The sequence below is a fragment of the Companilactobacillus sp. HBUAS56275 genome (genome assembly GCF_036913655.1).
In the GTDB taxonomy this organism is placed as follows: Bacteria; Bacillota; Bacilli; order Lactobacillales; family Lactobacillaceae; genus Companilactobacillus; species Companilactobacillus pullicola.
Window position 1 is genome coordinate 20704 of record NZ_JAYKKK010000001.1, and the last position, 25729, is coordinate 46432.

Below are 25729 nucleotides of genomic sequence, written 5' to 3' on the forward strand. Positions count from 1 at the left end.
TTTGAGATTTAACAAAACTAGAAATAAAATCTTTGGTGCTATATTCATATTCATCGTTGTTGTGGCATTTTTCTTTACACCAACTGGTTATTATTTGGAAGTTCCCGGTAGTGCTGAAGATACTTCTCAATTTGTGAAGGTCAATGGTAAGCAGGATAAGAAAAAGGGTAATCTATTGCTTACGACAGTCGGAATTGTCAGTGGGACGCCATTTACCATTTTGAAATCCTTTGGAAATGATTTTGAAACGCTTTACACCCAGAATGAATTGATGGGAAATGAGAATAGTCAGGAGTACTTCAAAGTACAGCAGTATTACATGAAGTCAGCTACTAATAATGCTATTCAAGCGGCTTACTCTAAGGCAGGCAAACCTTTTACTAAGAAGTATTTAGGTGTCTATATAATGGATGTCATGGATAATTCTGATTTTAAAGGTAAATTGCAAATTGGCGATACGATCACGTCAATCAACAATTACCGCTTCAAGAATTCAGAACAGTTTATAAATTACGTCAAGAAACAGAATAAAAAGTCTACAGTTAAAATTAATTTTACTCGTGATGGTAAAAAGAAATCAGCTTCAGGTAAACTGGTAAAATTAGCAGATACCAAACGTTTCGGCTTAGGAATCACTTTGACTGATAATACTGAGGCCAAAGGAAATCCACCAACGAAGATCGATGCCGGCAGCATCGGTGGTCCTTCAGCGGGATTGATGTTTACCTTGCAGGTCTACTCACAAATCAGCAATAAGGATTTGAAAGCTGGACGTACAATTGCTGGAACAGGAACGATTGCTCCTGATGGAACAGTTGGCCCAATCGGGGGGATTGAAAAGAAAGTTTATGCGGCCTCAGAAATGGGTGCTACCGTCTTTTTTGCTCCGAATGATCCTGTCACAAAAGAAATTAAGAAATACGAACCAGGTTACGTTAACAACTATAATTTAGCTAAACGTGCTGCTAAAAAAATTCATACTAAGATGAAGATTGTTCCTGTTAAGAATTTAGACGACGCAATTAATTATCTTGAAAAAACTAAACAGTCCAAATAAGGGCTGTTTTTTTTTGCGTAATTTAGTTCGAGGTGATTAAAGATGGAAGAAGTTTATCAATATATTCGAAACAAGAGAATTATTTTACTGATTGCTACAATAGTTTTAATTGTGGGAGGATACTTTTTTCTGATTCACAGACCGATGTCGGTAAGTAAGGTGGAACCACAACAGGAATTAACTGCGAAAAAGAACGACGATACTAAAAGTGAATCAAAATCTAAAGCTAAGAAAGCACAGGATATTGTCGTTGATGTACAAGGGGCAGTCAAAAAGCCTGGAGTATATCACGTTAAAGATAAGGCAATTGTTCAAGAAGTAATCCAAATGGCCGGAGGACTAACTGAGAAAGCGGATTTAAAGCAAGTTAATCAAGCTAAACGAGTAAATGATCAAATGCAGATTTACATACCAATCAAAGGGGAAATAGCTAATCCATCAGTAAATAACGTAGCAGGGTCAAGTCATAGTCAGGATAAGAAAGTAGTTAACATTAATACAGCCACAGTTGATGATTTTAAAGATGTTACCGGTATTGGTCCTAAAAAGGCCGAGAAAGTTATTGCCTATCGTGAACAGCATGGACAGTTTAAATCTCTGCATGATTTAACTAATGTGTCGGGAATTGGTGAGAAAAGTTTGGCGAAATTAAAAGATCAGTTGACGATTTAAGTTTATGAAAGGCAAACTGATTTTTCCCGCGCTGATAGTAGTCTTACTAGTAGCGATATACTTTGGTAATAAATGGTTCATGATCCTGTTACTAATGTTAATGATCAGGGTCATATTGTTGAAAAATACTAAATTCAATTTCTTGATAATAATATTGATGATCCTATTTGGTGTGCGTTGTTGGTTGATAAAAGCACCTACGACAGTTCCACGAGTACGAGATGGCATAATTTCACCGGATCAAATAACAATTAATGGCGATTTATTGTCGGGTAACCTAAGAACTGCAAACGAAACAGTTAGATTTATATACCAGATAAAAACGCACCGAGAACAACAATACTGGAAAAATTTAGATCATTTGATACAGGTGCAAGTCCAGACTCAGAAGGTGACGCCTATAGCACAACCACGAAATCCTGGTGAGTTCGATTATGCCCAATATTTGGCAAAGAAGAACGTATACTATCAAGTTGAAATTTCTGGTTTTACGAGTCTTAAAAAATATCAGCCTAGAAGTCTAAGTGACAAGATAAATGTTTTACGAATACATATTATTAAGTATTTAGCGCAACTACCGAAGTGGTTACGAATTCACGCTCAGAGTTTAATAGTCGGATATACTGATTCATCGGATAAAGATTTTTTGAAAATATTAAGTGCGTTAGGAATCATTCATCTTTTTAGTCTATCAGGATTACATGTGCTACTTATCTTAACTATCTTAAGAAAGATAACCTCTCTTTTGCGAATTCCTCTAGAATGGGTTGATACCTTAATGTTATTTCTATTACCGAGTTATGGAATTTTAGTAGGTTCAAAGAGTGGTATCTGGCGAGCAATTATTTTAGCGATGGTTGGTATAATTTTAAAAAAATTGGATTGGTCGTTCAGTCGTTTAGATGTTTTTAGCATAACGATATTGATATGCTTGTTTGTTGATCCATTGGCAATTACGACAATGGGTGGACAGCTAAGTTTTTTATTAGCATTTGCTATTATGTACTTGTATAAAAATACTAATTTTATTTTGATGACTTTAAAAATGAATTTGGTCAGTTTGCCGATAATTTGTTTTTATACATATCAATTGAACTGGCTGACTCTGTTAGTTAATCTCATCTTCATTCCGTTATTTACCTATTTAATACTACCGTTGAGCCTGATTTCAGCATTGTTTGTCCATCTAAGTGTTTGGAATAGTGTTAATTTTCTATTTGAGAAAATGTATGCAATTCTCGATTATTTTGCTAGTGATGTTAATTTTATTTTTGTGACAGGTAAGTTTGCCAGTTGGTCAGTTATTTTGTTAGTTTTGATTAGCATCTTTTTGATTGAAAGTAAAAATATCCTTAACAAATATTTTTATCAATATATATTTGTTTTTAGTATTTGCGTGGCTTTGAATAAATTTCCTTTAAGTGGAGCCGTACACATAATTGATGTTGGTCAAGGAGATAGCATTCTGGTTACGACGCCTTTAATAAGAAAAACCTATTTGATCGATACAGCCGGCAAATTGAATTTTATGACTAAGCCATGGGCCAAACGAACTCGCAGCAACCAAGTGGAGCACAGTACGATTCCTTTTTTAAAATCACAGGGGATTTCACAAATCGACAAACTTTTCTTATCTCATAAGGATGTCGATCATATCGGTAATTTAGAAATTCTTCTGAGTAAGTTTCCTGTTAAACAGGTTAACTTTGGTATTGGATTGGATCAGAATCCTAGAATTAAAAAGGTGATTCATGATTATCCTAAAATTGAATTTAAGAGTCATCGTCAAGGAGATAAAATAAATACTGGATTTATCGATTGGCAGGTTTTGTGGCCTAAAGTCAGAGGAAAAGGAGAGAATAGTGATTCCTTAACCTTATTTGCTCAGATTAAGAATAAGAAATGGCTTTTTACTGGTGATTTAGACATTGCTTCAGAACAAAAGATATTGAAAGATTATCAATTTAAAGTGGATTATCTCAAACTCGGTCATCATGGATCTAAAACGGCAACGGGGGATGAACTGTTAACAAAAACGCGTCCTGGTTTAGGGTTGATTTCGGCCGGAATCAATAATCGCTATGGACATCCCAATAAAGAAACACTAGAACGGCTGGAAAAGCATCATGTAAAATATTTAAATACGGCTGATTATGGTATGATATCTTGGTATTACGATTTTTTCGGTAATGGAGAAAAGATAACAACTTTTTTAAAGGGTGACTCGTTTGAAAATAACAGAACTAAAAAATAATTTAAAACAAGGTAATTTGAGTAATGTTTATCTAATTACAGGTGCAGAACAAGTTTTTATCAAAGATATTCAAAAATCATTTAAAGATATCATGACCCCAGAAGAACGGGATATGAACTTTTCCAATTTTGATTTAGAAGAGACATCGTTGGATGACGTTATTAATGAGGCCATTTCAGCACCTTTCTTTGGTGAAAGAAGATTAGTCTTTGCTCAAAATCCTTATTTTTTAACCGCAGAACGTGTCAAGAATGCTGTTGAACAGAATACTGACCTATTGTTGAGATATATTCAAAATCCTACGCCATCGACAATTATGGTCATTTTTGCATCATATGAGAAATTGGATGCTCGTAAGAAAATTGTTAAACAGTTGAAAAAAATAGCAACAGTCGTGGATGCTGGACAAATGGAAGGGCCAGTGTTGACTAGAACGATTCAAAATGATTTAAAAGCTGACGGTTATCAAATCGATGGAGAAGCTTTAGATCTTTTGGTAAATAAAACTAAAAGTAACTATTCGTTGATAACTAATCAACTGGTTAAATTAAAGATGTACGCATTACAATCTAAAAAAATTGATAAACAGGCTGTGGAAGAATTGGTTCCACAATCGTTGGAAGATAATGTTTTTGACTTGATGAACGAAATCCTCAACAAAAATATCTACCAAGCCGAAGAACTATATCATCAATTTCTCTTACAAAAGATTGATCCAATACTTCTTATAGCCATTTTGATGTCACAATTGCGATTATTGATCCAGGTAAAGGTATTAACTGAAAGAGGGTTAACTGAAGCTACTATTTCTAAGAACCTTAAGCTACACCCATATCGAGTTAAACTTTCACATCAACAGTCAAGACGGTTAGTGATGAAACAATTAATTCTCATGTATCAGGATTTGGTCAATTTGGACTACCAGATCAAATCAGGACAAGGAGATAAGGAATTACTGTTTGATTTATTTATAGCTAAATTTGCATAACAAAGAAGGGGATTCAGATATTATTCTGAATCCCCTTTTTAAGAAATAAAAAAGCAACCAATAATAGGTCGCTTAGATTAATTCAATTTAGCAAGTCTTGACTTGTCGCGAGCAGCTTTGTTAGCCTTGATTAGACCCTTAGCTTTAGCCATGTCAATGGCGCGAACTGCCATTCTAAACATATCTTCTTTGTTGTCAGCGTTATTAGCGGCTGAAGCTTCAAAGTTTTTGATAGCTGAACGCATAGCGCTCTTTTGTGAAGTATTGCGAAGAGTTGCACTTTGTGCAGTCTTTACACGCTTCATAGCTGATTTGATTTGTGGCATCAATTTCACCTCCGATTACCTAGTAAGCTTAAAACTCAATACATAGAATTATACATAATTAGCTTTGGCAATGCAATGAAATGTCGTTTTTTTTTATAAAGGTCGTCAATTGAGAAAACTCGGTAATTTATTGCCGAGATGAATCAATGTCTTGGACGACCATTATTATATTTTGTCAATTGTTGATTCATGTATTCTATTACAATCTCTTTAGATACATTTCCTAATTACTCATAAAGTAACTTGGGGACCAAAGGTGACCACCCCATAATTGTGATTTTGTTTCTGGATATTTCTTGAACCATTTTCTTACCGATACTTTTTTCTAATTTTTCACGATATTCGTAGGTATTTCATCCGATGAAAAGTTTATTACCATATGAATATGGTAAAGCACTACTTCCATATTTTGGATTGTAATAGACTTCTTATCGTATATGGCTCTAAGAAATCTCTTTATTGATTCTAATGTTTTTTTAATAGTAAAAAATATTTTTGAATATTTTTTGATACTTAGTAACTTAAAAAAATAGAAATCAAAATCAAGAACACTAGTTCTTCTTTTCGCTATCGTAGATGTTCCTTTAGGTGTTATTATTATGGTGCATTTAACAGGGAAGGAGTTCTCACACGTATGGCTTTAAAGGGAATAAAATTAAGAATTTATCCTAATGAATATCAACGTGAATTGATTAATTTCAATTTTGGGGCTAATCGTTTTGTTTGGAACAATATGCTAGATATGATGATTAAACGTCACGAAAATAATCCAGATTTGAAATCCTTGAAAGTTTTTGATTTGAACTATATCCTAACTGCTTTTAAAAAGGAATATATCTGGTTAAAGAAAGCTGAAAGTACTAGTCTTCAAGCTTCTAATAAAGATTTGTTTGAAGCATATAAGGGCTTTTTTAGTAAAAAGTGTAAGTTTCCTCGTTTCAAAAGCAAGAAGTATCCCAAGCAAAGTTATCAATCTAAATTCGTGAATAACAACGTTGAAATCATTGATAGCTCTTATATTAAACTTCCTAAGCTTGGAATAATGAAATATAAGAATAAGAAATCAATTCCTAGTATCATCAAGTACGTTACTATTCGTAAGTCATCAACTAATGAGTATTACGCTGTTTTAACAGTTGATGAAGAGTTAGAACAGTTACCAAAGACCCATAAATCAGTTGGAATTGATATGGGTGTTTCTGATCTAGCTATTTGTTCAAATGGTAGAAAGTATAAAACTATTCGTTTTGATAAAAAATTGGCTAAAAAGAAACACTATTGGGAAAAACGATTAGCTAGAAGACGTACTCAGGCTTTGAAGGAAATACAATATAAGAAAAAGTTTGGGGTAAGTGATCCAAAACCTCTAGAACAATACAGTAATTATATGAAAGCTAAGCTCATGGTAGCTAAGTATAGTGAAAAGGTAGCTAATCAAAGAAAAGATTATCTTCATAAGATAACTCGTGAATTAGTTGGAAATAATGACACGATTGTAATTGAAGATTTGAAAACCAAAAATCTTCTTGGAAATCATAAACTATCACGCGCTATTGCTAATCAATCATGGAGAGCATTAAGACTAATGCTTGAATACAAGTGTGAATGGTATGGGAAACAACTTTTGATAGTTAATCCATTCAAAACTAGTCAAATCTGTTCTAACTGTGGTTACGACGACGGTAAACATGGATTAGATATTCGAGAATGGGATTGCCCAAGTTGCGGTGTTCACCATGATCGTGATATCAATGCAAGTAAAAACATATTGAATAATGGCTTGGAACAAGCCTTAGTAAAATAGTTCTAGCCACTACTGACTAGTTGAAATACTAGTTGGCAAGTATGGAATGTTCCTAGAAGCTCGGTACTTCAGTACCGATGTAGTTCACACTGTTGCAATATTCTCCATTATGTAGTAAACTAATTAGTTGTGTTAACCATGCTCTGTTTGACGAATCACCAACGCAGACATAGTTTGGCTAAATATATAAGGAAAAGGTGAATGAAATGGCTATTTCAAAACAAAAGAAAAATGAAATTATCAAGCAATATGCACGTAAAGACGGAGACACAGGTTCTCCAGAAGTACAAATTGCTGTATTAACTTACGATATTAATTCTCTAAATGATCACTTGAAAGTAAACAAGAAAGACCACCACTCATATGTTGGTCTATTGAAGAAGATTGGTCACCGTCGTAACCTATTAGCTTACTTACGTAATAATGATGTTCAACGTTACCGTGAATTGATCAAGTCATTAGGTCTACGTCGTTAATATTGAATTTAGAAGTTTCCTACATTGGAGGCTTCTTTTTTTTCGCTTTTTTTTATATATCGTCCCTCGTATGGTAGAATAGCAGACAGGTATAGCTTAAATAGTCTTATAAGACTTAAAAATCACAATAGAATATTATGACCTATGCTATTTTATTTTAATGAAATGAGAGATGAAAATGAGCAAAACAATTAAGATAATTTTATTAAGTGGCGTACGTGAAAACGGAAAGAATATGTACGCAGTAGAAGTAAATGACGAGATCTATATTTTGGACATTGGATTACAATATCCTGACAATGATCTTTATGGAATTGATGTAGTCGTACCTGATATGACTTACATTAAGAAGAATATCGACAAAGTGGTAGGTATTTTCTTATCACATGGACATGCAGATGCTATTGGAGCCTTGCCATATTTAATTAGTGATTACGATATTCCTGTATTTGGATCTGAAATGACAATTGAATTGGCTAAGATCGTTTGCTCAAACGATAATCGTAGCAAGAAGTTCTCAGACTTTCATGTTATTGATGAAAATACAGCAATTGATTTTGAGCAAGCTTCAGTTTCATTCTTCAAGACAACACATTCAATTCCCGGTTCTTTAGGAACAGTAATCAAAACTGAAGAAGGACAAATTGTTTATACCGGTGATTTCAAATTTGATCAAGCCGCTGTACCTGTTTACAAAACAGACTATGGTCGTATCGCAAAAATCGGTAGTGAACGTGTTCTAGCTTTATTAAGTGACTCAGCTAATGCGGAATCTCCATACGAGAATTCTAGTGAACGTGACATTTATGAATATATTTTAGATACTTTCAGTTATCATAACGGTCGTATCATTGTGGCTCAAGTGGCTTCAAATATTCAAAGAATGCAACAAGTTTTGGATGCAGCTGATAAAACTGGTAGAAGAGTCTTTTTGTCAGGAACTGATGCTGAAAAGATCGTTAAAACGGCTATGAAGTTAGGTTATTTGGAAGTTCCTAATAAGGAATTACTTTTGAAGCCTAAGGAACTTAAAGGCTTTGACAATAATAAATTGGTTGTAGTAGAAACTGGTAAGATGGGTGAGCCGGTCAAAGTTTTACGTAAGATGGCTAATCCTGCTGCTAAGACCAAGTTCCAAATTGAAGAAGGCGACCTAGTATTTATTGCTACAACACCTTCTCACTCAATGGACACGACAGTTGCTAAAGCTAGAGATGCTATTTATCGTACAGGTGCTGAAGTGAAAGCCTTAGGCGATGATAAGCATTCTTCAGGTCATGCTAATAAGTCAGACTTACAATTGATGATCAATCTTTTGAATCCAGAAAATGTTATCCCTATTCAAGGTGAATATCGTCTTTTGGATGCTCACGCTAGAATTGCTCATGAGACTGGTATTCCTTATCAAAACATTTTCCTTACTAAAAAGGGTGATGTTTTGAATTATGAAAATGGCCAATTTTATCAAGCTAAAGGTGTCGATGCCGGTGATACTATGATTGATGGAAAAGGTGTCGGCGATATTGGCAGCATAGTTTTACGTGATCGTGAATTATTGGCCGAGGACGGTGTTTTCATTGCGGTAGCTACAATTGACCGTAAGAAGAAAAAAGTCGTTGCTAAGCCTAAAATTACAGCTCGTGGTTTCGTTTACATGCGTGCTAGTCGTGACTTGTTAAGTGAAAGTTCGGATATTATCGTAAAAACTATTGTAGACTATATGCAAAATAGTAAAGACTTTGACTGGTCTGATTTGAAGCAAGATGTTCGTGATAAGCTAAATCATTTCTTATACGAGCAAACTAACCGTCATCCGGTAATTCTTCCAGTAATCATGGAAGTAAATCAAAACAGACATAGAAAAGCCAAAAAATAAACTGATTTAATTGGTTTAGATATTGTTGAGGTATTGTATGGACGACTCAGATAATCTAAAAAGAATTATTGATCAAGCGGATGAAGCCTTTGAACAAGGTCTTTGGCCTGAGGCGGTAGATTTATATACGCAAGCATACGCAATGCAGCAGTCATTCTCAATTAACAAGGGGTTGGCTGCTTCTTTGTTGAATCAAAAAAGACCAGGTGACGCGGAGGCTGTAATTTTAGATTATTTTAATTATTACCTCAGTGAACCAGAAACGGCTGAATTAGCACTAGATATTATTTTAGAAAATAATGATTTTCTATTAGCTAATCAGATGTTAAATTTTTATGACGCAGAGACATTACCTCACATCAAGCCTGAATTCATAGATGATATAACCAAGAGAATAGAAGTGGCTGAAGATCGACATGAACGTTCTTTTAAACCAGAGAAGGAAAGATTGATCAAACAGCTCTATTCTATAGTCACGGAATCGACTCCAAAACAAATTCAATTGTTAAGAAATTTGAGACAATTTAAAAAGGACGATTACGTGAAAAATGCCAAGATTTTATTGGCCAATCCCTTGCTACATCCGCTATTGAAGAGTGAGGCATTGGAAAATTTATTGAAGCTGGGAATCGATGAAACACTAGATATTTCATTCTACGGCAAAAATAAAACTTGCAATCCGAGTGACTTAATGCCTATTATGTCAACTGATGTCTATTTGAAAATGTGCGACGAATTAGAAAAATTATTAACTGACGAGAATGAATCTCAAATCGATAACTTTAAAGGTGAATTGTCACTTTATGCTGCATTTGTCTATCCCTTTGGCGATGAAATAATAAAAAGCCCTAGACTCTGGACAAAAGCTATGCTTTTAAGGTATCGTTTAGTTGATGAATCACAAATAAGTGATAATCAGGGGTTGAAGGAAGTAAATAATTGGCTGAAAAGGTTCGATGAACTGATAAATGCCTTTCAAGAGTGAAAAAGTTTAACTTTTTTCACTTAGAGTATTTACAATTTCGTTTACTCCCCGTATAATCCAAAGAGTATATTTTTAGTCGGTGATTTGCGCTTAATTACTTTGCTTTCACCTCTGAAAGTAGTATAATTTTTCAGTAAAGAGTCGTCTAAAGAACATTTTCTTTGGATCAATCTTATGAAATGAAATTTTAGGAGGATTCTTTGTAATGGCAGAAAAAGAACATTATGAGAGAACAAAGCCCCATGTAAATATTGGGACAATTGGTCACGTTGACCACGGTAAGACTACTTTAACAGCTGCAATCACTAAGGTATTGGCTGACAAAGGTTTAGCTAAGGCTGAAGATTACGCTGATATCGATAAGGCCCCAGAAGAAAAGGAACGTGGGATTACTATCAACACAGCCCATGTTGAATACGAAACTGAAAAGCGTCACTATGCACATATCGATGCTCCAGGACACGCTGATTACGTTAAGAATATGATCACTGGTGCTGCACAAATGGATGGTGCCATCCTTGTTGTTGCTGCAACTGATGGTCCTATGCCACAAACTCGTGAACATATCTTGCTTGCAAGACAAGTTGGTGTTGAATACATCGTTGTCTTCTTGAACAAGACTGATCTTGTTGACGATCCAGAACTAGTTGATCTAGTTGAGATGGAAGTTCGTGAACTTCTATCAGAATACGATTTCCCAGGGGATGACATTCCTGTTATCCGTGGTTCAGCTTTGAAAGCTCTTGAAGGTGACCCAGAAGAAATCAAACACGTTGAAGAATTACTTGATGTTGTTGATGAATACATCCCAACACCAGAACGTGATAATACAAAACCATTCATGATGCCTGTTGAAGATGTCTTCACTATCACTGGTCGTGGTACTGTTGCATCAGGTCGTATTGATCGTGGTGAAGTTAAGATTGGTGACGAAGTTGAAATCGTTGGTTTGAAGCCAGAAGTATTGAAGTCAACTGTTACTGGTCTAGAAATGTTCCGTAAGACACTTGATTTAGGTGAAGCCGGAGATAACGTTGGTATCTTACTACGTGGTATTAACCGTGATCAAATCGAACGTGGACAAGTTCTTGCTAAGCCAGGTTCAATCCAAACTCACAACAAGTTCAAGGGTGAAGTTTATATCATGAGTAAAGAAGAAGGTGGACGTCATACTCCATTCTTCTCAAACTACCGTCCACAATTCTACTTCCATACAACTGATGTTACTGGTGTTATTGAACTACCAGATGGTGTAGAAATGGTTATGCCTGGTGACCAAGTTACTTTCGAAGTTGACTTGATTGCTCCAGTTGCTATTGAAAATGGTACAAGATTTACTGTTCGTGAAGGTGGCCGTACTGTTGGTGCCGGAGTTGTTACAGAAATCTTAGACTAATTTCTAAGTGGTAATGATAAATAAAAAAGAGTTGGTTAATCCAGCTCTTTTTTTTATGGCTAAATTATTTAAAAATTATAAAAAGTGTCATATAATATACAAATGATGTCTTAAAAAACCTATTAAATAACGATGAATGTTTACAATATCACCATTTTAGGGTAATATTACAAAGTATGAGATCGTTGAAATACCGGAGGGATAATATAAATGTCTGCTAAGGCTAAATTTACAAAAAAAGAAAACAATACTGGTGAATTAAAATTTGAAATTGACCAAGATACAATTAAAAAAGGTTTAGATACTGCTTTTAATCGTGTAAAGAAGAGCTTGAATGTTCCTGGATTCAGAAAAGGAAGAGTTCCTCGCCAAATCTTTAACCGTATGTACGGTGAAGAAGCATTGTACGAAGATGCATTGAACGCTGTTTTACCAGCTGCATATCAAGATGCTGTTGATGAAACTAAAGTAGAACCTGTTGACCAACCACAAATTAGTGTTGAATCAATGGAAAAAGACCAACCATGGGCTATTACTGCAACAATTACAGTTAAACCAGACGTTAAACTTGGTGACTACAAGGGTATCGAAGTTACAAAGCAAAAACGTAATGTTATGAAGGCTGATGTTGAAGATCGTCTAAAGGAACTTCAAAAGCAACAAGCTGAACTTGTTCTTAAAGATGGTAAAGCTGAAAAGGGCGACACAGTTATTATTGACTATGTTGGTTCCGTTGATGGCAAAGAATTCGATGGTGGTAGCGCACAAAACTACTCACTAGAATTAGGTTCAGGTTCATTCATTCCTGGATTTGAAGATGAATTGATCGGTCATGCTGCTGATGAAGATGTTGACGTAAACGTTACATTCCCAGAAGATTACCAAGCAAAAGAACTTGCTGGTAAGAAAGCTATCTTCAAGACAAAGATTCACGAAGTTAAGTCAAAAGAATTACCAGAATTAGATGATGATTTTGCTAAGGATGTTGACGAAGACGTTGATACTCTTGAAGAATTAAAGACAAAGATTCATGATGAAATCAAGGATCAAAAGAAACAAACTGCTGAAGAAAACATTCAAGAAGAAGCAATTGCTGGAGCAGTTAAGAATGCCAAAATCGATGACATCCCACAAGCTATGATTGATACAGAGGTTGAAAATCAATTGAACCAATACTTAGCTAACCTACGTCGTCAAGGTATCGATCCTAAGTTGTACTACCAAATGACAGGTACAAACGAAGAAAGCTTGAAGAAGCAATTTGCTAAGGATGCTGAAGAACGTGTTAAGACTGACTTAGTTATCGAAGCAATTGTTGCTAAAGAAGATATCAAACCAACAGAAGACGAAATCAAGAATGAAGTTAAGTCACTAGCTGATGAATACAAGATGGAAGAATCCGCTGTAAGAAACGCACTTAGTGATGACATGCTTGCTCATGATATCGGTGCTAAGAAAGCTATCGAATTGATCGTTGACTCAGCTGTTGAAAAATAATGCTTTTTAGAACTGAGATTAGGGAAGCCATTGGGCTTCCTTTTTTTTTAATTATAGTTTCAAACTAATTACTTTACTCAAAGTTATTACAATGCTAGACTTTCAAAGTAATTGGAACTATTGAAGGAGAATAACTATGTTTGATAGTACAGAAAATACTGGCACAATTAGCTGTTCGTTCTGTGGTAAAACACAAGATCAAGTAAAGAAAATTGTTGCTGGACCAGGTGTGTACATTTGTAACGAATGTATTGATTTGTGTAAAGAAATCATTGATGAAGAATTAAACGATTCAACACCAATGGATCTTGAAAATATCCCAACACCTATTGAGATCAAAAAAATTCTTGATGATTATGTAATCGGCCAAACTGATGCGAAGAGGGCATTGTCAGTTGCTGTTTATAATCATTACAAGAGAATTAATAAAATGGAACATCTTAAAGATGGTGAAACAGAGCTACAAAAGAGTAATATTGCTTTAATCGGACCTACTGGTTCTGGTAAAACTTTCTTGGCTCAAACTCTAGCTCGTATCTTGAAAGTGCCATTTGCAATTGCTGATGCAACTACTTTGACTGAAGCAGGTTACGTTGGTGAAGATGTCGAAAACATTCTTTTGAAGCTTTTGCAAAATGCAGATTTTGATGTAGATAAGGCCGAACACGGTATCGTTTATATCGATGAAATTGATAAGATCGCTAAGAAGAGTGAGAATGTCTCCATCACCCGTGATGTGTCTGGTGAAGGTGTTCAACAAGCACTTCTAAAGATTCTTGAAGGAACGATTGCTAGTGTGCCACCACAAGGCGGTAGAAAGCATCCTCAACAAGAATTAATTCAAATTGATACAACAAACATCCTCTTTATCGTTGGTGGTGCCTTTGATGGTATTGAACAGATTGTTAAGAATCGTTTAGGCGATAAGACAATTGGTTTTGGTGCTGAACAAAAAGCAACTGTCGCAGAAGAGAAGAGTTTGATGCAACAAATTATCCCTGAAGATTTGATGAAATTTGGTATTATTCCAGAATTCATCGGTCGTATTCCAATCGTAACAGCTCTTGAGAAGCTTACAGAGAGTGATTTGGTTGATATCCTAACAAAACCAAAGAATGCTCTTATTAAGCAATATAAGGAACTATTAAGCTTGGATGGAGTTAATTTGATCTTCACTGATGGTGCTTTGAAAGAAATTGCTAAGATGTCGATCGAAAGAAATACTGGTGCCCGTGGATTGAGATCAATTGTTGAAGAAACAATGCTGGATACTATGTTCGATATTCCTGGTCGTGACGATGTCGAAAGCGTCAAAGTTACTAAAGAAGCAGTTAGAAAAATTAAAGAACCAGAATTGATTCTTAAAAATGGAGAAGTTGCCTAGTAGGCAGCTTTTTTTGTTTATGGTAAAATTACTTCATTGAGGTGAATTATGCAGGTAAATAATGTATCGATGAATTTGAGCGCGGTCAGCTCAAAACAATATCCAAGTGAAGGTTATCCAGAAATAGCCTTATTAGGCCGTTCTAACGTGGGAAAGTCTTCTTTGATAAATACACTTATCAATCGTAAAAGCTTTGCGAGAACGTCTAGTACGCCAGGTAAGACGCAAACACTTAACTTCTACAATATCGAGGATCAATTGTATCTTGTCGATGTTCCTGGATACGGATTTGCTAAAGTATCTAAGAAGCAACGTGAAGAATTTGGCGTTATGATTGAAGAATATTTGACTACTCGTGATGTTTTGAAAGGTGTAGTTATTTTGGTCGATGGTCGTCATCAACCAAGTGAAGACGACGTTTCAATGTACCAATTTGTGAGTTATTATCATATTCCTACATTGATCGTGGCTACAAAGATGGACAAGGTCAAAGGCAATCAGTGGAATAAAACAATCAGTCAAGTTAAGAAAACAATGCAGATCAATCAAACAGATGATCTACAGTTATTCAGTTCTGAGACGAAACATGGTAAAGATGAAGTCTGGGATTGGATCGAGAGACATATGTAACAAAAATAGAGATAATAATCATAATTTGATTACTATCTCTATTTTTTATAATTGTTAACTTAATTAAAATTAATAATTTTGTCGAAAGTAAATTCTCCGTCTGCAAATTCGAACTCTAAGATACTGCAGTTGCCAAAGCCGCTATCTTTTATTTTACCAATATCAGTCCATTGACTGGTAAAGTTCATGATAGAGCCAGCATGACTAACTACCAAAACTGATTGGTGATCTTGTTCCATAATGTCGTTTAAAGTCTTGTTTACACGATCCTTATTTTGTTGGGCACTTTCGCCGCCGTATTGGACAAAGAAATCACCAGATTGTTTTTTAGCATCAGTAATTTTGGGATTTAAATACTCATGTTCACCTTCAAACTTGCCAAAGGACATCTCACGTAATCCTTTTAAGCGTGTATAGGGCATGTCAGTAACTAATTCTAAGGTGTCGCTTGATCTTTCAGCCGTTGAACAAAAAGCGGCGTCAAAATGGATATTATTGTCTTTAAAGTATTTTCCAGCTGTTTTGGCCTGTTGAATGCCTTTATCTGTCAGTGGTGAATCACACCAACCTTGAATTTTGCATAAAACGTTAAAAAGCGTTTGACCATGACGCATTAAGTAAAGTTTTTTCCTCATGTTTCCCCTCCATAAAAGCACTTACATTATACAATAACTTTGCTTTTCTAAAAAAGACCTTGAAAAAGATATCACTCCTGTGTATCATCGTATTTATAAATAGTTTTGGTTTTAAACTAAGTAGTAATTTACTTCGGTGTTCAGAGAATTGACATTTGGTGAGAGTCAAGCAGGGTAAATTATCAAATACGAAACTAAAATTCGTGTCCTACGTTATAGGAGTAAAGAGCAAGTAGAAATACTTGAATTTGGGTGGTACCGCGCATAAGCGTCCCTGCATAACTGCAGGGGCGTTTTTTTTCTATAACGGGGATAATTATTGGAGGAAGATCTATGAATATTATTGATGAACTATCATGGCGTGGCTTGGTCAATCAACAATCTGACGAAGAGGGCCTACGTAAATTAGTTGATGAAAAAGCTATTTCACTTTACTGTGGTATGGATCCAACTGGTGACTCGATGCATATTGGTCACTTATTGCCATTTATGACTTTGGAAAGATTTGCTAGAGCAGGTCATCATCCATATGTTGTTATTGGTGGTGCTACTGGTTCTATCGGTGATCCAAGTGGTAAAAAAGCCGAACGTCCTATGCAAACAATGGATCAAGTTAATCACAACGTTGAAGCTTTGAGCAACCAAGTTACTAACATTTTCAGCGACTTCACAATGGTTAATAACTACGACTGGACAGAACCAATTGGTATTCTTGATTTTCTACGTGACTACGGTAAGTTATTTAACGTTAATACTATGCTTAACAAGGAAATTATCTCAAGTCGTCTAGAAGTGGGTATTTCCTTTACAGAGTTCACATACCAAATCCTACAATCACTTGACTTCTTGACACTATACCGCAAGCATAATGTTCAATTGCAAGTTGGTGGTGGTGATCAATGGGGTAATTTGACTGCTGGACTTGATTTGATTCATAAAGCTGAAGGTCAAGATGCTAAAGTTTATGCTTTGACAATCCCATTATTATTAAAAGCTGACGGTACAAAATTTGGTAAGACTGCTGGTGGTGCGGTTTGGCTTGACCCTAAGAAGACTTCACCTTACGAATTTTATCAATTCTGGTTCAATCAAGATGATAAAGATGTCGTTAACCTTTTGAAGAAGTTTACTTTCTTATCAAAAGAAGAAATCGACGAATTGGCTGAATCTATTAAGACAGCTCCAGAAAAACGCTTGGCTCAAAAAACTTTGGCTCAAGAAGTAACAAAATTCGTCCATGGCGAAGAAGCTTTGAAGACAGCTGAAAAAATTACTGATGTTTTATTCTCTGGTGAAATTCAATCACTAACAACAGCCGAAGTTGCTGAAGCTTTCCATGGTGTTCCTAGTGAAGAAATCTCTTCTGATCCAATTAATTTAGTTGATCTTCTAATTGCTACAAACGTTGATAAATCAAAGCGTCAAGCACGTGAAGATATTCAAAATGGTGCTATCAGAATCAATGGTGAAAAATTGACTGATACAACAATTGAAATTGATCCTAAGACATCATTTGATGGTAAGTACATCGTTATCCGTCGTGGTAAGAAGAAGTACTTCCTTGCAGAAATTAAATAAAAACCATTGACTGAGAATGTAAAATCGTATATATTATTTGCAACGAAAACTTTTAATCGAGTCCTGTGAGGCTTGGAAGGTATTAACTACATTTGGCAGAAAAAGTGTAAACTTCCTTTCCTTGTGGGATAGGAAGTTTTTTGTTTACTTAAGAAACTAGGGAACTTTTAATCAGATCCAGTGAGGTCTAAAAGGTTTAAGGGATAATACTAAACTTTTTAGGGGTAGCTGGACTGACAGCTACCCCTTTTAATTTGGAGGAAAACAATGAAAAACATACTTTCTATGTCACAATTATCAAATCAAGAGGTTCAAGATTATCTCAATGCAGCCTTGGAATTCAAAAACGGTCGACAATCCAATATTGGACAAGGTAAATTTGCCGTCAACATGTTTTTTGAAAACAGCACTAGAACTAAATCAAGCTTCCAAGTTGCGGAAATGAAATTAGGGATGCAACAGATCGTCTTTGATGCTGAGAAGTCTTCAACGAAGAAAGGCGAGAGTCTTTACGATACTTGTCGAACATTAGAAAGTGTGGGTGCTGATTTAGCTGTTATCCGTCATAGCCAAGATGAGTACTACAACCAACTATTGAATCGTAATCTTAATATTCCAATCATCAATGCTGGCGACGGTGCTGGACAACATCCTTCACAATCCCTACTCGATTTAATGACAATTTATGAACACTATGGACGACTAGATAGCTTAAAAGTGGGAATTATAGGTGATTTAAGCCATTCCAGAGTAGCCCATTCCGATGCGGAAATTTTGACACAATTAGGATCAGAAGTTTACTTCGGCGGACTTAATTCCTGGTACACATCAGAATTTCAAGCTATGGGACCTCACAAAGCAGTCGATGATCTTTGTAAAGAAATGGACGTTGTCATGTTGCTTCGAGTTCAGCATGAAAGACTATCCGCAGAAGAGAATCAAAACTTTTCTAAAGCTGATTACTTTGAAAAATATGGAGTAGATATGCGCCGTGTTAATTTAATGAAACCCGATGCTATGTTGATGCACCCAGCCCCAGTTAATCGTGGAGCTGAAATAGCTGATGATGTGGTTGAAAGTGATAAATCGTATATCTTTAAACAGATGGTCAATGGTACATTTATTAGGATGGCAATGATTGAATCAGTTTTGAAAGGTGTTAAATGATGAAAACATTAATAAAGAATGCACAGCTATTTTATCAAGGGCAGTTGACTCCGGCCGACCTGTTAGTAGAAAATGGAAAATTTACGGAAATTGCAGAAGAGATATCGACCGATGATGTTAACGTGATCGATGCGAAACAACAATTAGTCGCTCCAGGTCTAATCGATGTTCATGTTCATTTTCGTGAACCAGGACAAGTCCATAAAGAGACCATTAAAACTGGAACCTTAGCTTCAGCTCATGGTGGCTTTACAACAGTGGGAGCTATGCCCAACGTTATTCCAGTACCTGATGATCCTGAAAAATTTCAAAAGCAATTGGACTTGAACAAAAAGAATTCTTTGATCAACACACTACAATATGCACCTGTAACTAAAGATGAAACAAGCGATGAATTAGTTGATATCGAAGCTTTAGACAAATTAGGGGCCTTTGCTTTTTCTAATGATGGTCACGGAATCATGAATGCTCAATCAATGTTTGAAGCCATGGAAAGAATTGCAGCAATCAACAGTCATTTGGCTGCTCATGTTGAAGATAAGAATCTTTTCAACCATGGCGTGATCAATTTTGGTTCAGCTTCGCAAAGATTAGGCCTACCAGGTATCCAACAGGTTGCTGAAACTTCGCAATTGGCCAGAGATTTAATTTTAGCTAAAGAAACTGGCGTACATTATCACGTCTGTCATATTTCTACCAAAGATAGTGTTGACTTGATCAGAATGGCTAAGGATGCCGGTATCAATGTTACTTGTGAAGTGTCACCACACCATCTATTACTGAATGATGGCAATATTTTAAAAGATGACGCTAATTTCAAGATGAACCCACCATTGCGTTCACAAAAGGATCAAATGGCCTTATTAGATGCTTTAGAAGATGGAACAATTGATATGATTGCAACCGATCACGCTCCTCACGCTAAAGAAGAGAAGAATCAAGGCTTTGAAAAGAGTGCTTTTGGTATTACTGGGATTGAAACTTCGTTCCCATTAATGTATACACGTTTAGTTAAAACAGGCATGATCAGTTTAGAACGATTAATTGATCTGATGGCTGTAAAACCAGCTAAGTTATTTGGACTTAAAGATGTTGGTACGATTGGCTTAAATCAACAAGCTGACTTTACCATGATCGATTTGAACCAAGAGTACACGATCAATGAAGCTGACTTCTTATCTAAAGGCACTAATAGTCCTTTTATCGGACAATCTGTTTTTGGAAAAGTTATGGGCACTTATGTTAATGGCAAAGCAGTATATACAAGTAATCACGAGGGGTAAAAATGGATAAACCAGTTATAGTAGCATTAGATTTCGCAGATGATTTTGAATGCATTAATTTCTTGAATCAGTTTCCTAAGAATCAATCGTTATTTTTGAAGATCGGCTTAGAAATGTTTTGTCAATATGGCTATCCATTCGTCAAACGTTTACGAGAACGTGGCTATAATATCTTTTTGGACTTGAAATTACACGACATCCCTAATACCGTCAAAAGAACTTGTCAGGTAATCGCTAAGTGGGATGTTCAATTATTAACGATTCATGCTAGTGGTGGCGCAGAAATGATTGCAGCTGCTAAAGAAGGGCTAGCGGGTTCAAATACTAAATTATTGGCTGTTACCCAATTAACATCCTTAGGACAAGTTGAATTAACTAACGAGTTACAAGTTTCATTGCCGTCACAAGACTATGTTACAAGATTAGCTAAATTAGCTTTTAACAGTGGTGCTGATGGTGTTATCTCATCGGCTTTGGAAGTTCCTATGATCAAAGAGGCAACTAATGAAGACTTCCTCTGTGTGAGCCCTGGGATTAGACCTAAGTCAGCTCAAGTTGGCGATCAAAAGAGGGTAACAACGCCAAGTCAGGCTAAAAAATTAGGTAGCGATGCAATTGTGGTTGGACGTCCAATCACCCAGGCAAAAGATCAATACAATGCTTATATGAATATTGAGAAGGAGTGGACTAAATAATGGATAAAGAAGTAGCAAAAGATATTGCCAGTCAACTATTAAAGATCAAGGCGGTGACATTAAGTCCCAAAGAACCTTTTACTTGGGCCAGCGGCATCAAATCACCAATTTATACTGATAATCGCCTAACTATTGCCTATCCTAAATTTCGCCAAACAATTGCTGAAGATCTAGCAAAATTGATTAAAGAAAAATATCCCGAAGTAGAAGTTATCGGTGGAGTTGCTACAGCTGGTATTCCTCATGCAACCGGTGTTTCCAATATTCTTGATCTACCTTTGAATTATGTTCGCCCCAAGAAAAAAGATCATGGTAAAAAAGGACAAATTGAAGGTCGTTGCCAAAAGGGTGACAAAGTTGTATTGATCGATGACTTAATTTCAACTGGTGGCAGCATTTTGAAAGCAGTCGATGCCGTACGTGAAACTGGTGCCGAAGTCATTGGAACTGTAGCAATTTTTTCTTATGATTTGCCAGAAAGCACAACAAATTTTGCCGCAGCCAAGACACAATTGTATACGTTAACTGATTTCCCAACTTTGACTCAAGTAGCCAAAGAACAAGACTACATCGAAGCAAACGATACTGAACTACTAGAACAATGGTATAAAGACCCAGAAGGATGGTGCAAATAATGGATTTATATAAAGCAGTACGCCCGCTAATTTTTAAAGTTGATCCTGAAGTCGATCATCATCTCGTGGCCAATGGTTTAAAAATGTTTAATCGCTATCCTCAAGCACTACAAACAATGTTTCAAGCTAAGAAACCAGCTAACTTGAAAGTGACTGTAAAAGGAGTCGACTTCGATTCACCAATCGGTATCGCAGCTGGATTTGATAAAAAAGCTGAATTTTACAACAGTTTGGGTGCCTTAGGCGCTGGATTTGTTGAAATTGGTAGTGTTACTAAGGACAATCAACCTGGTAATCCCAAGAAAAGAATTTTTCGCTTAACTGAAGATCAAGCTATCATCAACCGTATGGGCTTGAACAACTTGGGTATTGAAGAAACTAGAAAACACTTAGCTAATACTCCAAAACATGTGACTTTAGGCATCAGTGTTGCTCCTGGACATGGTCTAAGCAGTGAAGAAATGGTTGACGAGATGGTGGATGATATCAAAGAAATTCATTCATTTGCCGACTATATTGCCTTGAATCAAAGTTGTCCTAATCAAAAAGGGGTAACAACACTACAAGAGATTCCAGTAGCTAAGCGATTGTTACAAAAAATCCATAATTTACATATTAAGGAACCGGTCTTTTGTAAATTTGGTAATGACATCACGGCTGAACAGTTGATTGAATTAATCAATGAAACTAAAGGATTGATGGATGGAATTATTTTAACCAACACAGCCTCTAATCCAAGTAAAGTTTACGATAATTTGAAGTCAGCCAATCGCGTTGAGGGTGGAGGCTTGAGTGGTAAACCAATCTTCTTTAAATCATTGAATTTGACTAAAGCAATTCATCAAGTTTTCCCTGAATTACCAATTATGTTTTCCGGCGGAATATTCACACCAGAGGATGCACAAACGGCTCTAGAAGCAGGTGCCAGTTTGGTACAAGTTTATACAGGTTTTATCTATAACGGACCTACGCTTTTGGAAAAAATCAATCGTCACTTGGCTGATAACGATGTGGTAAGTCGACTAGATTACTCATCAGTTTCAGAAGCTCCAGTTCGTGATGAACAAGATGTTGAAGTTACCGATATTAATGAAGATAAAAAAGTTGAATTAGATGCCAATTCAGGTGCATCATTCCACGAAGAATAGCTAAAAAGACTGTCAGATAAGGATTTTTATCCGGACAGTCTTTTTTTTATGGAAAAAAATTTATTGTTTAAAATTGCTATCTTCAAATTTCATTAGAAGATAAAATTACCTTTATTTATATTATGAGGGAGATTTTATGGGGTATAAATTAATTACCATTGATATGGACGACACACTTTTGACATCAGCTAAAGAAATTTCAGAGAAAAACAAAGTCACGATTCAAAAAGCCATGACCAATGGAACTAAAGTGGTTCTCTGTTCAGGTCGACCACACGAGGCAATGTATGACTATGCTCGTAGTTTGGGTATTAATGGCAATGATAATTATCTGATTACCAACGGTGGGGCCATTATTGAAAACATGAATGGTGAAATTTTTTATCAAAAAACACTTAATAACGATTTTTACCGAGAATTTGTCGATTTCGCTAAAAAATATGCATTTCCGTATTGTGTTTTGGACGTTCAAGGCAATACTTATACGAGCAATTTTGAATTCATCGACAAGTACACGATAGATATGGCTTATGAGAATAACCGTGGGTTATATATCAAAGAACCAGAAGATCTACCAGTCGATTTCGAGATTACCAAGGGAGTCATCAATGGTAATGAACAACGTTTGGATGAAATCACCGACTTTATCAATCGACAATTCAGTGATTACTTTGTCGTGAGAACTGGAGTTGGCTACCTGGAAGTTTTCCCTAAGAATGTCAATAAAGGCGAAGCGGTGAAATATTTAGCTCAACAGTTAGAAATCGAACTGAACGACGTTTTAGCAATTGGGGATCGTGACAATGATATCTCGATGCTTGAGATAGCTGGCAAGGGAGTAGCTATGGGCAATGCTCAGGCAGGTGTAAAAGCTGTCAGTGATTACGTAACAACTGATAATAATCATGATGGTGTGGGGAATGCAATTGAAAAGTTTGTTACGGCATAAATGTTAGATTTTGACCTTTTTCAAATCATCAATTAATTTAGTGATCTGAGATTGCTGCTCAGATGATAGTTGATCAGAATTACCAATAACATTGATAATGGTATCTCCCAATTGAATGATTTTGACAGTAGTGTCATTTGTAGCTAAAACTAAGTAGATTGAAACAAATTTTGTTAGTTCTTCGAATTGAAGCGACTCTTGAATTTTTGTTTGAGGTAAAAGCTTATTCGAAGTTTTAATGATGATCTGTTTTGCCTGCTGATTTTTTTCTTTGTTGGCTTTGCGTTTTTGGTAATAGGGTAAAAAGAGTGCAACTGAGACGGCTAAAATTTCGGCAAAACTTTCAACCCATTCAGCCAGAGAACCTATTTCCATAAGATCACTTCCGTAAAATTATTTGTGATAAGAATAGCATTGAATCGATTGATTAAGGTATTAGAAAGCACTAAAAAAGTTCTGAGTTAAAAGGATTATTCCTCTTAATTCAGAACTTTTTGATTATCTACATAAATAGAGTAAAGACAAAGCCAACGATACCAACTAAGAGTCCGTATAGTAAAGCTGGTAGAACGGTCTTACGTAAAATGTTACCTTCCTGACCAGTAAGCCCAACAACGGAGCTAACTGAAACAATGTTGTGAACACAGATCATGTTTCCGGCCGCAGCACCAATCAATTGAGTAGCCAAAACTAATTCGGTGCTGACATTAGCCTTGGAAGCAATATCGGCTTGAATTTGTCCGAAAGTCAAAGTAGAAACAGTTGTACTACCAGTAACGAAGGAACCTAATTGGCCTAAGAATGGTGCAATGATGATCCAGATACCGGAGAGATATTTGGAAATTACTTCGGCGATGTACATAGGCATACTAGGTAGTTTGGCCAAATTAATTTCAGAGTTAGTAAAAATTTGAACCATTATCAAAGTTACGGTTAAGGCTAAAGCAGTCGATTTCATGGAGAAGACAACCTTTTTAGCAATTGGGAAAAATTTCTTTAAAGATTTAAGTTGGATCAGTAATCCTAAAGCTGCGGCGATGGTTAAAAGTGTACCGGGTGAATATAGAAATTCCCAATCGGAACTAATTTGTGAGAAACCAAGAATATTTTTCCATGATAGATTGACATTTGTTACTAAAAAATTCTTCAAAGGAGCAATAGTTCTTGTAGCTAAAAGCATCAAAATAACGATGATGTAAGGTGACCAAGCTTTGAGTAAGGACATCTTTTTTTCGGAATCGATGGTTTTAGTGGAAGTAGTCCAAGGATTAGTGAAACTGTCCTTTGGTAATAAGAACTTCAATCTAATAGTGAGGATAGCAATGATGATTGTAGCAAATGGAGCCAAAATAGAGACAAACTCGTAACTTAAAACAGAGGAAATCAACAGTGCAAAGATGCTATATACTAAGCCAATAAATAATGACCAAGGGACTAATTTTAAGAAGTCTTTTTTCTGTTGCCCATCTTTTTTACCGAAGATGAAAACCAAAATAAAGATCAACATCAATGGCATAAAAGTACCAGCAAACAGATCTATTTGCGTGATTCGTTGCCCAATAGAATTCAGAAAACTAGTTTTTTCACTGACATTACTAAGACCAACAGTTAATGGCGTACCCACAGCTCCAAAAGAAGCAGGAGTCGAATCAGCCACAAGTGCCAGTGTTACAGCTGCCATAGGTGAAAATCCTAAAGCAATCATCAGAGGAGCAGTAACCATAGCTGGTGTTCCAAATCCAGAAACACCTTCAATAAGTCCACCGAATAAAAATGCTACCAAAATTAGTTGGATACGCATATCGGCCGACAACGTGTGAAAACCAGAGTTAATCCGGTTAATCGCCCCAGTTCGTTGCAAAATATTGAGCATCATTAAAGCTCCAAATAAAATCCAAAGAATTGGTAAAGCCTTATGGATTGATTGGAAAATTGAAGCTAATAGAGCCTTAGGTGGCATTTTCCAAAAGAAGTAGCCTTCCAGTAGAACAACGAAAGCACTGATCGACATACCTTTGTTTGCCGGCATATTGATGATTCCTAGAAGTATTAATGGCAAAATAACAGCCGATAAAGCGACAATGATCATGGATTTTCCCCTTTAAACATATTTTAAATATTATATAATTTTTCACTTATTCATTGTAGTAGAAAATCAGAAAAATATTTTTCTATAAATGAACTTAAAAGTAATCTAAGATTTTGGTACAAATTGAGTTATGACTAATATCAACTAACATGGTGTAAGTATGCCCGTCGGTAGAGGAAAATCTGTGGGCCACTGGAACGTGGTG

At 35.8% G+C, this 25729-nt stretch carries 23 protein-coding genes and 1 pseudogene; 19 read left to right on the top strand and 5 right to left on the bottom strand.

All coding sequences use genetic code 11. The features are described 5' to 3' along the window. Position 1 precedes the first annotated feature (1 nt). The 4 genes from U8526_RS00105 to holA all read left to right on the top strand — a co-directional run bounded on the left by U8526_RS00105 (position 2) and on the right by holA (position 4971). Complete coding sequence (locus U8526_RS00105; protein ID WP_334339929.1) at positions 2 to 1057, top strand: SepM family pheromone-processing serine protease; 1056 nt, start codon at positions 2 to 4, stop codon at positions 1055 to 1057. 42 nt (positions 1058 to 1099) lie between these two features. Next, positions 1100 to 1729: a helix-hairpin-helix domain-containing protein gene (locus tag U8526_RS00110; RefSeq protein ID WP_334339930.1), complete on the top strand. Its 630-nt coding sequence runs from the start codon at positions 1100 to 1102 to the stop codon at positions 1727 to 1729. Between the two features lie 79 nt (positions 1730 to 1808). Beyond that, positions 1809 to 3983: a DNA internalization-related competence protein ComEC/Rec2 gene (locus U8526_RS00115; protein ID WP_334340605.1), complete on the top strand. Its 2175-nt coding sequence runs from the start codon at positions 1809 to 1811 to the stop codon at positions 3981 to 3983. Then, on the top strand, positions 3949 to 4971 hold the full coding sequence (holA, locus tag U8526_RS00120) for a DNA polymerase III subunit delta (protein WP_334339931.1): 1023 nt from the start codon (positions 3949 to 3951) through the stop codon (positions 4969 to 4971). The genes U8526_RS00115 and holA overlap by 35 nt, the downstream gene beginning before the upstream one ends. A gap of 77 nt (positions 4972 to 5048) precedes the next feature. Here the strand turns inward: holA and rpsT are convergent, their stop codons facing one another. Continuing rightward, entirely contained in the window at positions 5049 to 5297 is a 249-nt protein-coding gene (gene rpsT, locus U8526_RS00125) for a 30S ribosomal protein S20 (protein WP_334339932.1), read from the bottom strand. Positions 5298 to 5520: 223 nt separating this feature from the next. Beyond that, a pseudogene (locus tag U8526_RS00130) lies at positions 5521 to 5577 on the bottom strand (IS200/IS605 family transposase); the annotation flags it as partial. A gap of 354 nt (positions 5578 to 5931) precedes the next feature. Between U8526_RS00130 and U8526_RS00135 the strand changes: the two are divergent. From U8526_RS00135 to yihA, 8 genes are all read left to right on the top strand, one after another. Further along, positions 5932 to 7101: an RNA-guided endonuclease TnpB family protein gene (locus U8526_RS00135; RefSeq protein WP_334339933.1), complete on the top strand. Its 1170-nt coding sequence runs from the start codon at positions 5932 to 5934 to the stop codon at positions 7099 to 7101. Positions 7102 to 7307: 206 nt separating this feature from the next. After that, entirely contained in the window at positions 7308 to 7577 is a 270-nt protein-coding gene (rpsO, locus tag U8526_RS00140) for a 30S ribosomal protein S15 (protein ID WP_334339934.1), read from the top strand. Between the two features lie 178 nt (positions 7578 to 7755). Beyond that, positions 7756 to 9453 (top strand): ribonuclease J, encoded by a 1698-nt coding sequence (locus tag U8526_RS00145; protein WP_334339935.1) that lies wholly within the window; start codon positions 7756 to 7758, stop codon positions 9451 to 9453. Positions 9454 to 9490: 37 nt separating this feature from the next. Beyond that, positions 9491 to 10438, top strand: a complete 948-nt coding sequence (locus tag U8526_RS00150; RefSeq protein WP_334339936.1) for a tetratricopeptide repeat protein — start codon at positions 9491 to 9493, stop codon at positions 10436 to 10438. A 205-nt stretch (positions 10439 to 10643) separates the two neighbouring features. Then, the gene (tuf, locus tag U8526_RS00155) at positions 10644 to 11834 is read left to right on the top strand and encodes an elongation factor Tu (RefSeq protein ID WP_334339937.1); all 1191 of its coding nucleotides are present in this window, start codon (positions 10644 to 10646) and stop codon (positions 11832 to 11834) included. Positions 11835 to 12044: 210 nt separating this feature from the next. After that, positions 12045 to 13331, top strand: coding sequence for a trigger factor (gene tig / locus U8526_RS00160; RefSeq protein WP_334339938.1), 1287 nt, complete (start codon positions 12045 to 12047; stop codon positions 13329 to 13331). A gap of 136 nt (positions 13332 to 13467) precedes the next feature. Continuing rightward, positions 13468 to 14715: an ATP-dependent Clp protease ATP-binding subunit ClpX gene (gene clpX, locus U8526_RS00165; protein WP_334339939.1), complete on the top strand. Its 1248-nt coding sequence runs from the start codon at positions 13468 to 13470 to the stop codon at positions 14713 to 14715. Positions 14716 to 14763: 48 nt separating this feature from the next. After that, on the top strand, positions 14764 to 15345 hold the full coding sequence (gene yihA, locus U8526_RS00170) for a ribosome biogenesis GTP-binding protein YihA/YsxC (protein WP_334339941.1): 582 nt from the start codon (positions 14764 to 14766) through the stop codon (positions 15343 to 15345). A 59-nt stretch (positions 15346 to 15404) separates the two neighbouring features. Here the strand turns inward: yihA and U8526_RS00175 are convergent, their stop codons facing one another. After that, complete coding sequence (locus tag U8526_RS00175; RefSeq protein ID WP_334339942.1) at positions 15405 to 15980, bottom strand: histidine phosphatase family protein; 576 nt, start codon at positions 15978 to 15980, stop codon at positions 15405 to 15407. A gap of 333 nt (positions 15981 to 16313) precedes the next feature. Between U8526_RS00175 and tyrS the strand changes: the two genes are divergently transcribed. The 7 genes from tyrS (at position 16314) to U8526_RS00210 (ending at position 23435) form a co-directional block, all read left to right on the top strand. Further along, positions 16314 to 17558, top strand: a complete 1245-nt coding sequence (gene tyrS / locus U8526_RS00180) for a tyrosine--tRNA ligase (RefSeq protein WP_334339943.1) — start codon at positions 16314 to 16316, stop codon at positions 17556 to 17558. A gap of 267 nt (positions 17559 to 17825) precedes the next feature. Next, positions 17826 to 18725, top strand: a complete 900-nt coding sequence (locus U8526_RS00185; RefSeq protein ID WP_334339944.1) for an aspartate carbamoyltransferase catalytic subunit — start codon at positions 17826 to 17828, stop codon at positions 18723 to 18725. Further along, positions 18725 to 20008: a dihydroorotase gene (locus U8526_RS00190; protein WP_334339945.1), complete on the top strand. Its 1284-nt coding sequence runs from the start codon at positions 18725 to 18727 to the stop codon at positions 20006 to 20008. Before U8526_RS00185 ends, U8526_RS00190 begins: the two co-directional genes overlap by 1 nt. Before the next feature lie 2 nt (positions 20009 to 20010). Further along, positions 20011 to 20703 (top strand): orotidine-5'-phosphate decarboxylase, encoded by a 693-nt coding sequence (pyrF, locus tag U8526_RS00195; RefSeq protein ID WP_334339946.1) that lies wholly within the window; start codon positions 20011 to 20013, stop codon positions 20701 to 20703. Continuing rightward, a complete protein-coding gene (gene pyrE / locus U8526_RS00200) occupies positions 20703 to 21338 on the top strand; it encodes an orotate phosphoribosyltransferase (RefSeq protein ID WP_334339947.1) in 636 nt (211 codons plus the stop codon). The genes pyrF and pyrE overlap by 1 nt, the downstream gene beginning before the upstream one ends. Further along, on the top strand, positions 21338 to 22486 hold the full coding sequence (locus tag U8526_RS00205) for a quinone-dependent dihydroorotate dehydrogenase (protein ID WP_334339948.1): 1149 nt from the start codon (positions 21338 to 21340) through the stop codon (positions 22484 to 22486). Before pyrE ends, U8526_RS00205 begins: the two co-directional genes overlap by 1 nt. Before the next feature lie 136 nt (positions 22487 to 22622). Next, the gene (locus tag U8526_RS00210; protein WP_334339949.1) at positions 22623 to 23435 is read left to right on the top strand and encodes a Cof-type HAD-IIB family hydrolase; all 813 of its coding nucleotides are present in this window, start codon (positions 22623 to 22625) and stop codon (positions 23433 to 23435) included. 3 nt (positions 23436 to 23438) lie between these two features. Here the strand turns inward: U8526_RS00210 and U8526_RS00215 are convergent, their stop codons facing one another. Further along, positions 23439 to 23810, bottom strand: a complete 372-nt coding sequence (locus tag U8526_RS00215; protein ID WP_334339950.1) for a hypothetical protein — start codon at positions 23808 to 23810, stop codon at positions 23439 to 23441. Between the two features lie 127 nt (positions 23811 to 23937). Beyond that, positions 23938 to 25524, bottom strand: a complete 1587-nt coding sequence (locus tag U8526_RS00220; RefSeq protein ID WP_334339951.1) for an L-lactate permease — start codon at positions 25522 to 25524, stop codon at positions 23938 to 23940. Positions 25525 to 25729 lie beyond the last annotated feature (205 nt).

Bases quoted from the DNA above. Each gene is read 5' to 3' on its own strand.
- tig (WP_334339938.1), top strand. From the start codon at position 12,045: ATGTCTGCTAAGGCTAAATTTACAAAAAAAGAAAACAATACTGGTGAA.
- U8526_RS00215 (WP_334339950.1), bottom strand. From the start codon at position 23,810: ATGGAAATAGGTTCTCTGGCTGAATGGGTTGAAAGTTTTGCCGAAATT.
- U8526_RS00115 (WP_334340605.1), top strand. From the start codon at position 1,809: ATGATCCTGTTACTAATGTTAATGATCAGGGTCATATTGTTGAAAAAT.
- U8526_RS00150 (WP_334339936.1), top strand. From the start codon at position 9,491: ATGGACGACTCAGATAATCTAAAAAGAATTATTGATCAAGCGGATGAA.
- U8526_RS00190 (WP_334339945.1), top strand. From the start codon at position 18,725: ATGAAAACATTAATAAAGAATGCACAGCTATTTTATCAAGGGCAGTTG.
- U8526_RS00145 (WP_334339935.1), top strand. From the start codon at position 7,756: ATGAGCAAAACAATTAAGATAATTTTATTAAGTGGCGTACGTGAAAAC.
- U8526_RS00205 (WP_334339948.1), top strand. From the start codon at position 21,338: ATGGATTTATATAAAGCAGTACGCCCGCTAATTTTTAAAGTTGATCCT.
- U8526_RS00210 (WP_334339949.1), top strand. From the start codon at position 22,623: ATGGGGTATAAATTAATTACCATTGATATGGACGACACACTTTTGACA.
- U8526_RS00135 (WP_334339933.1), top strand. From the start codon at position 5,932: ATGGCTTTAAAGGGAATAAAATTAAGAATTTATCCTAATGAATATCAA.
- tuf (WP_334339937.1), top strand. From the start codon at position 10,644: ATGGCAGAAAAAGAACATTATGAGAGAACAAAGCCCCATGTAAATATT.
- pyrE (WP_334339947.1), top strand. From the start codon at position 20,703: ATGGATAAAGAAGTAGCAAAAGATATTGCCAGTCAACTATTAAAGATC.
- U8526_RS00110 (WP_334339930.1), top strand. From the start codon at position 1,100: ATGGAAGAAGTTTATCAATATATTCGAAACAAGAGAATTATTTTACTG.
- U8526_RS00220 (WP_334339951.1), bottom strand. From the start codon at position 25,524: ATGATCATTGTCGCTTTATCGGCTGTTATTTTGCCATTAATACTTCTA.
- U8526_RS00175 (WP_334339942.1), bottom strand. From the start codon at position 15,980: ATGAGGAAAAAACTTTACTTAATGCGTCATGGTCAAACGCTTTTTAAC.
- clpX (WP_334339939.1), top strand. From the start codon at position 13,468: ATGTTTGATAGTACAGAAAATACTGGCACAATTAGCTGTTCGTTCTGT.
- rpsT (WP_334339932.1), bottom strand. From the start codon at position 5,297: ATGCCACAAATCAAATCAGCTATGAAGCGTGTAAAGACTGCACAAAGT.
- pyrF (WP_334339946.1), top strand. From the start codon at position 20,011: ATGGATAAACCAGTTATAGTAGCATTAGATTTCGCAGATGATTTTGAA.
- rpsO (WP_334339934.1), top strand. From the start codon at position 7,308: ATGGCTATTTCAAAACAAAAGAAAAATGAAATTATCAAGCAATATGCA.
- yihA (WP_334339941.1), top strand. From the start codon at position 14,764: ATGCAGGTAAATAATGTATCGATGAATTTGAGCGCGGTCAGCTCAAAA.
- U8526_RS00185 (WP_334339944.1), top strand. From the start codon at position 17,826: ATGAAAAACATACTTTCTATGTCACAATTATCAAATCAAGAGGTTCAA.
- tyrS (WP_334339943.1), top strand. From the start codon at position 16,314: ATGAATATTATTGATGAACTATCATGGCGTGGCTTGGTCAATCAACAA.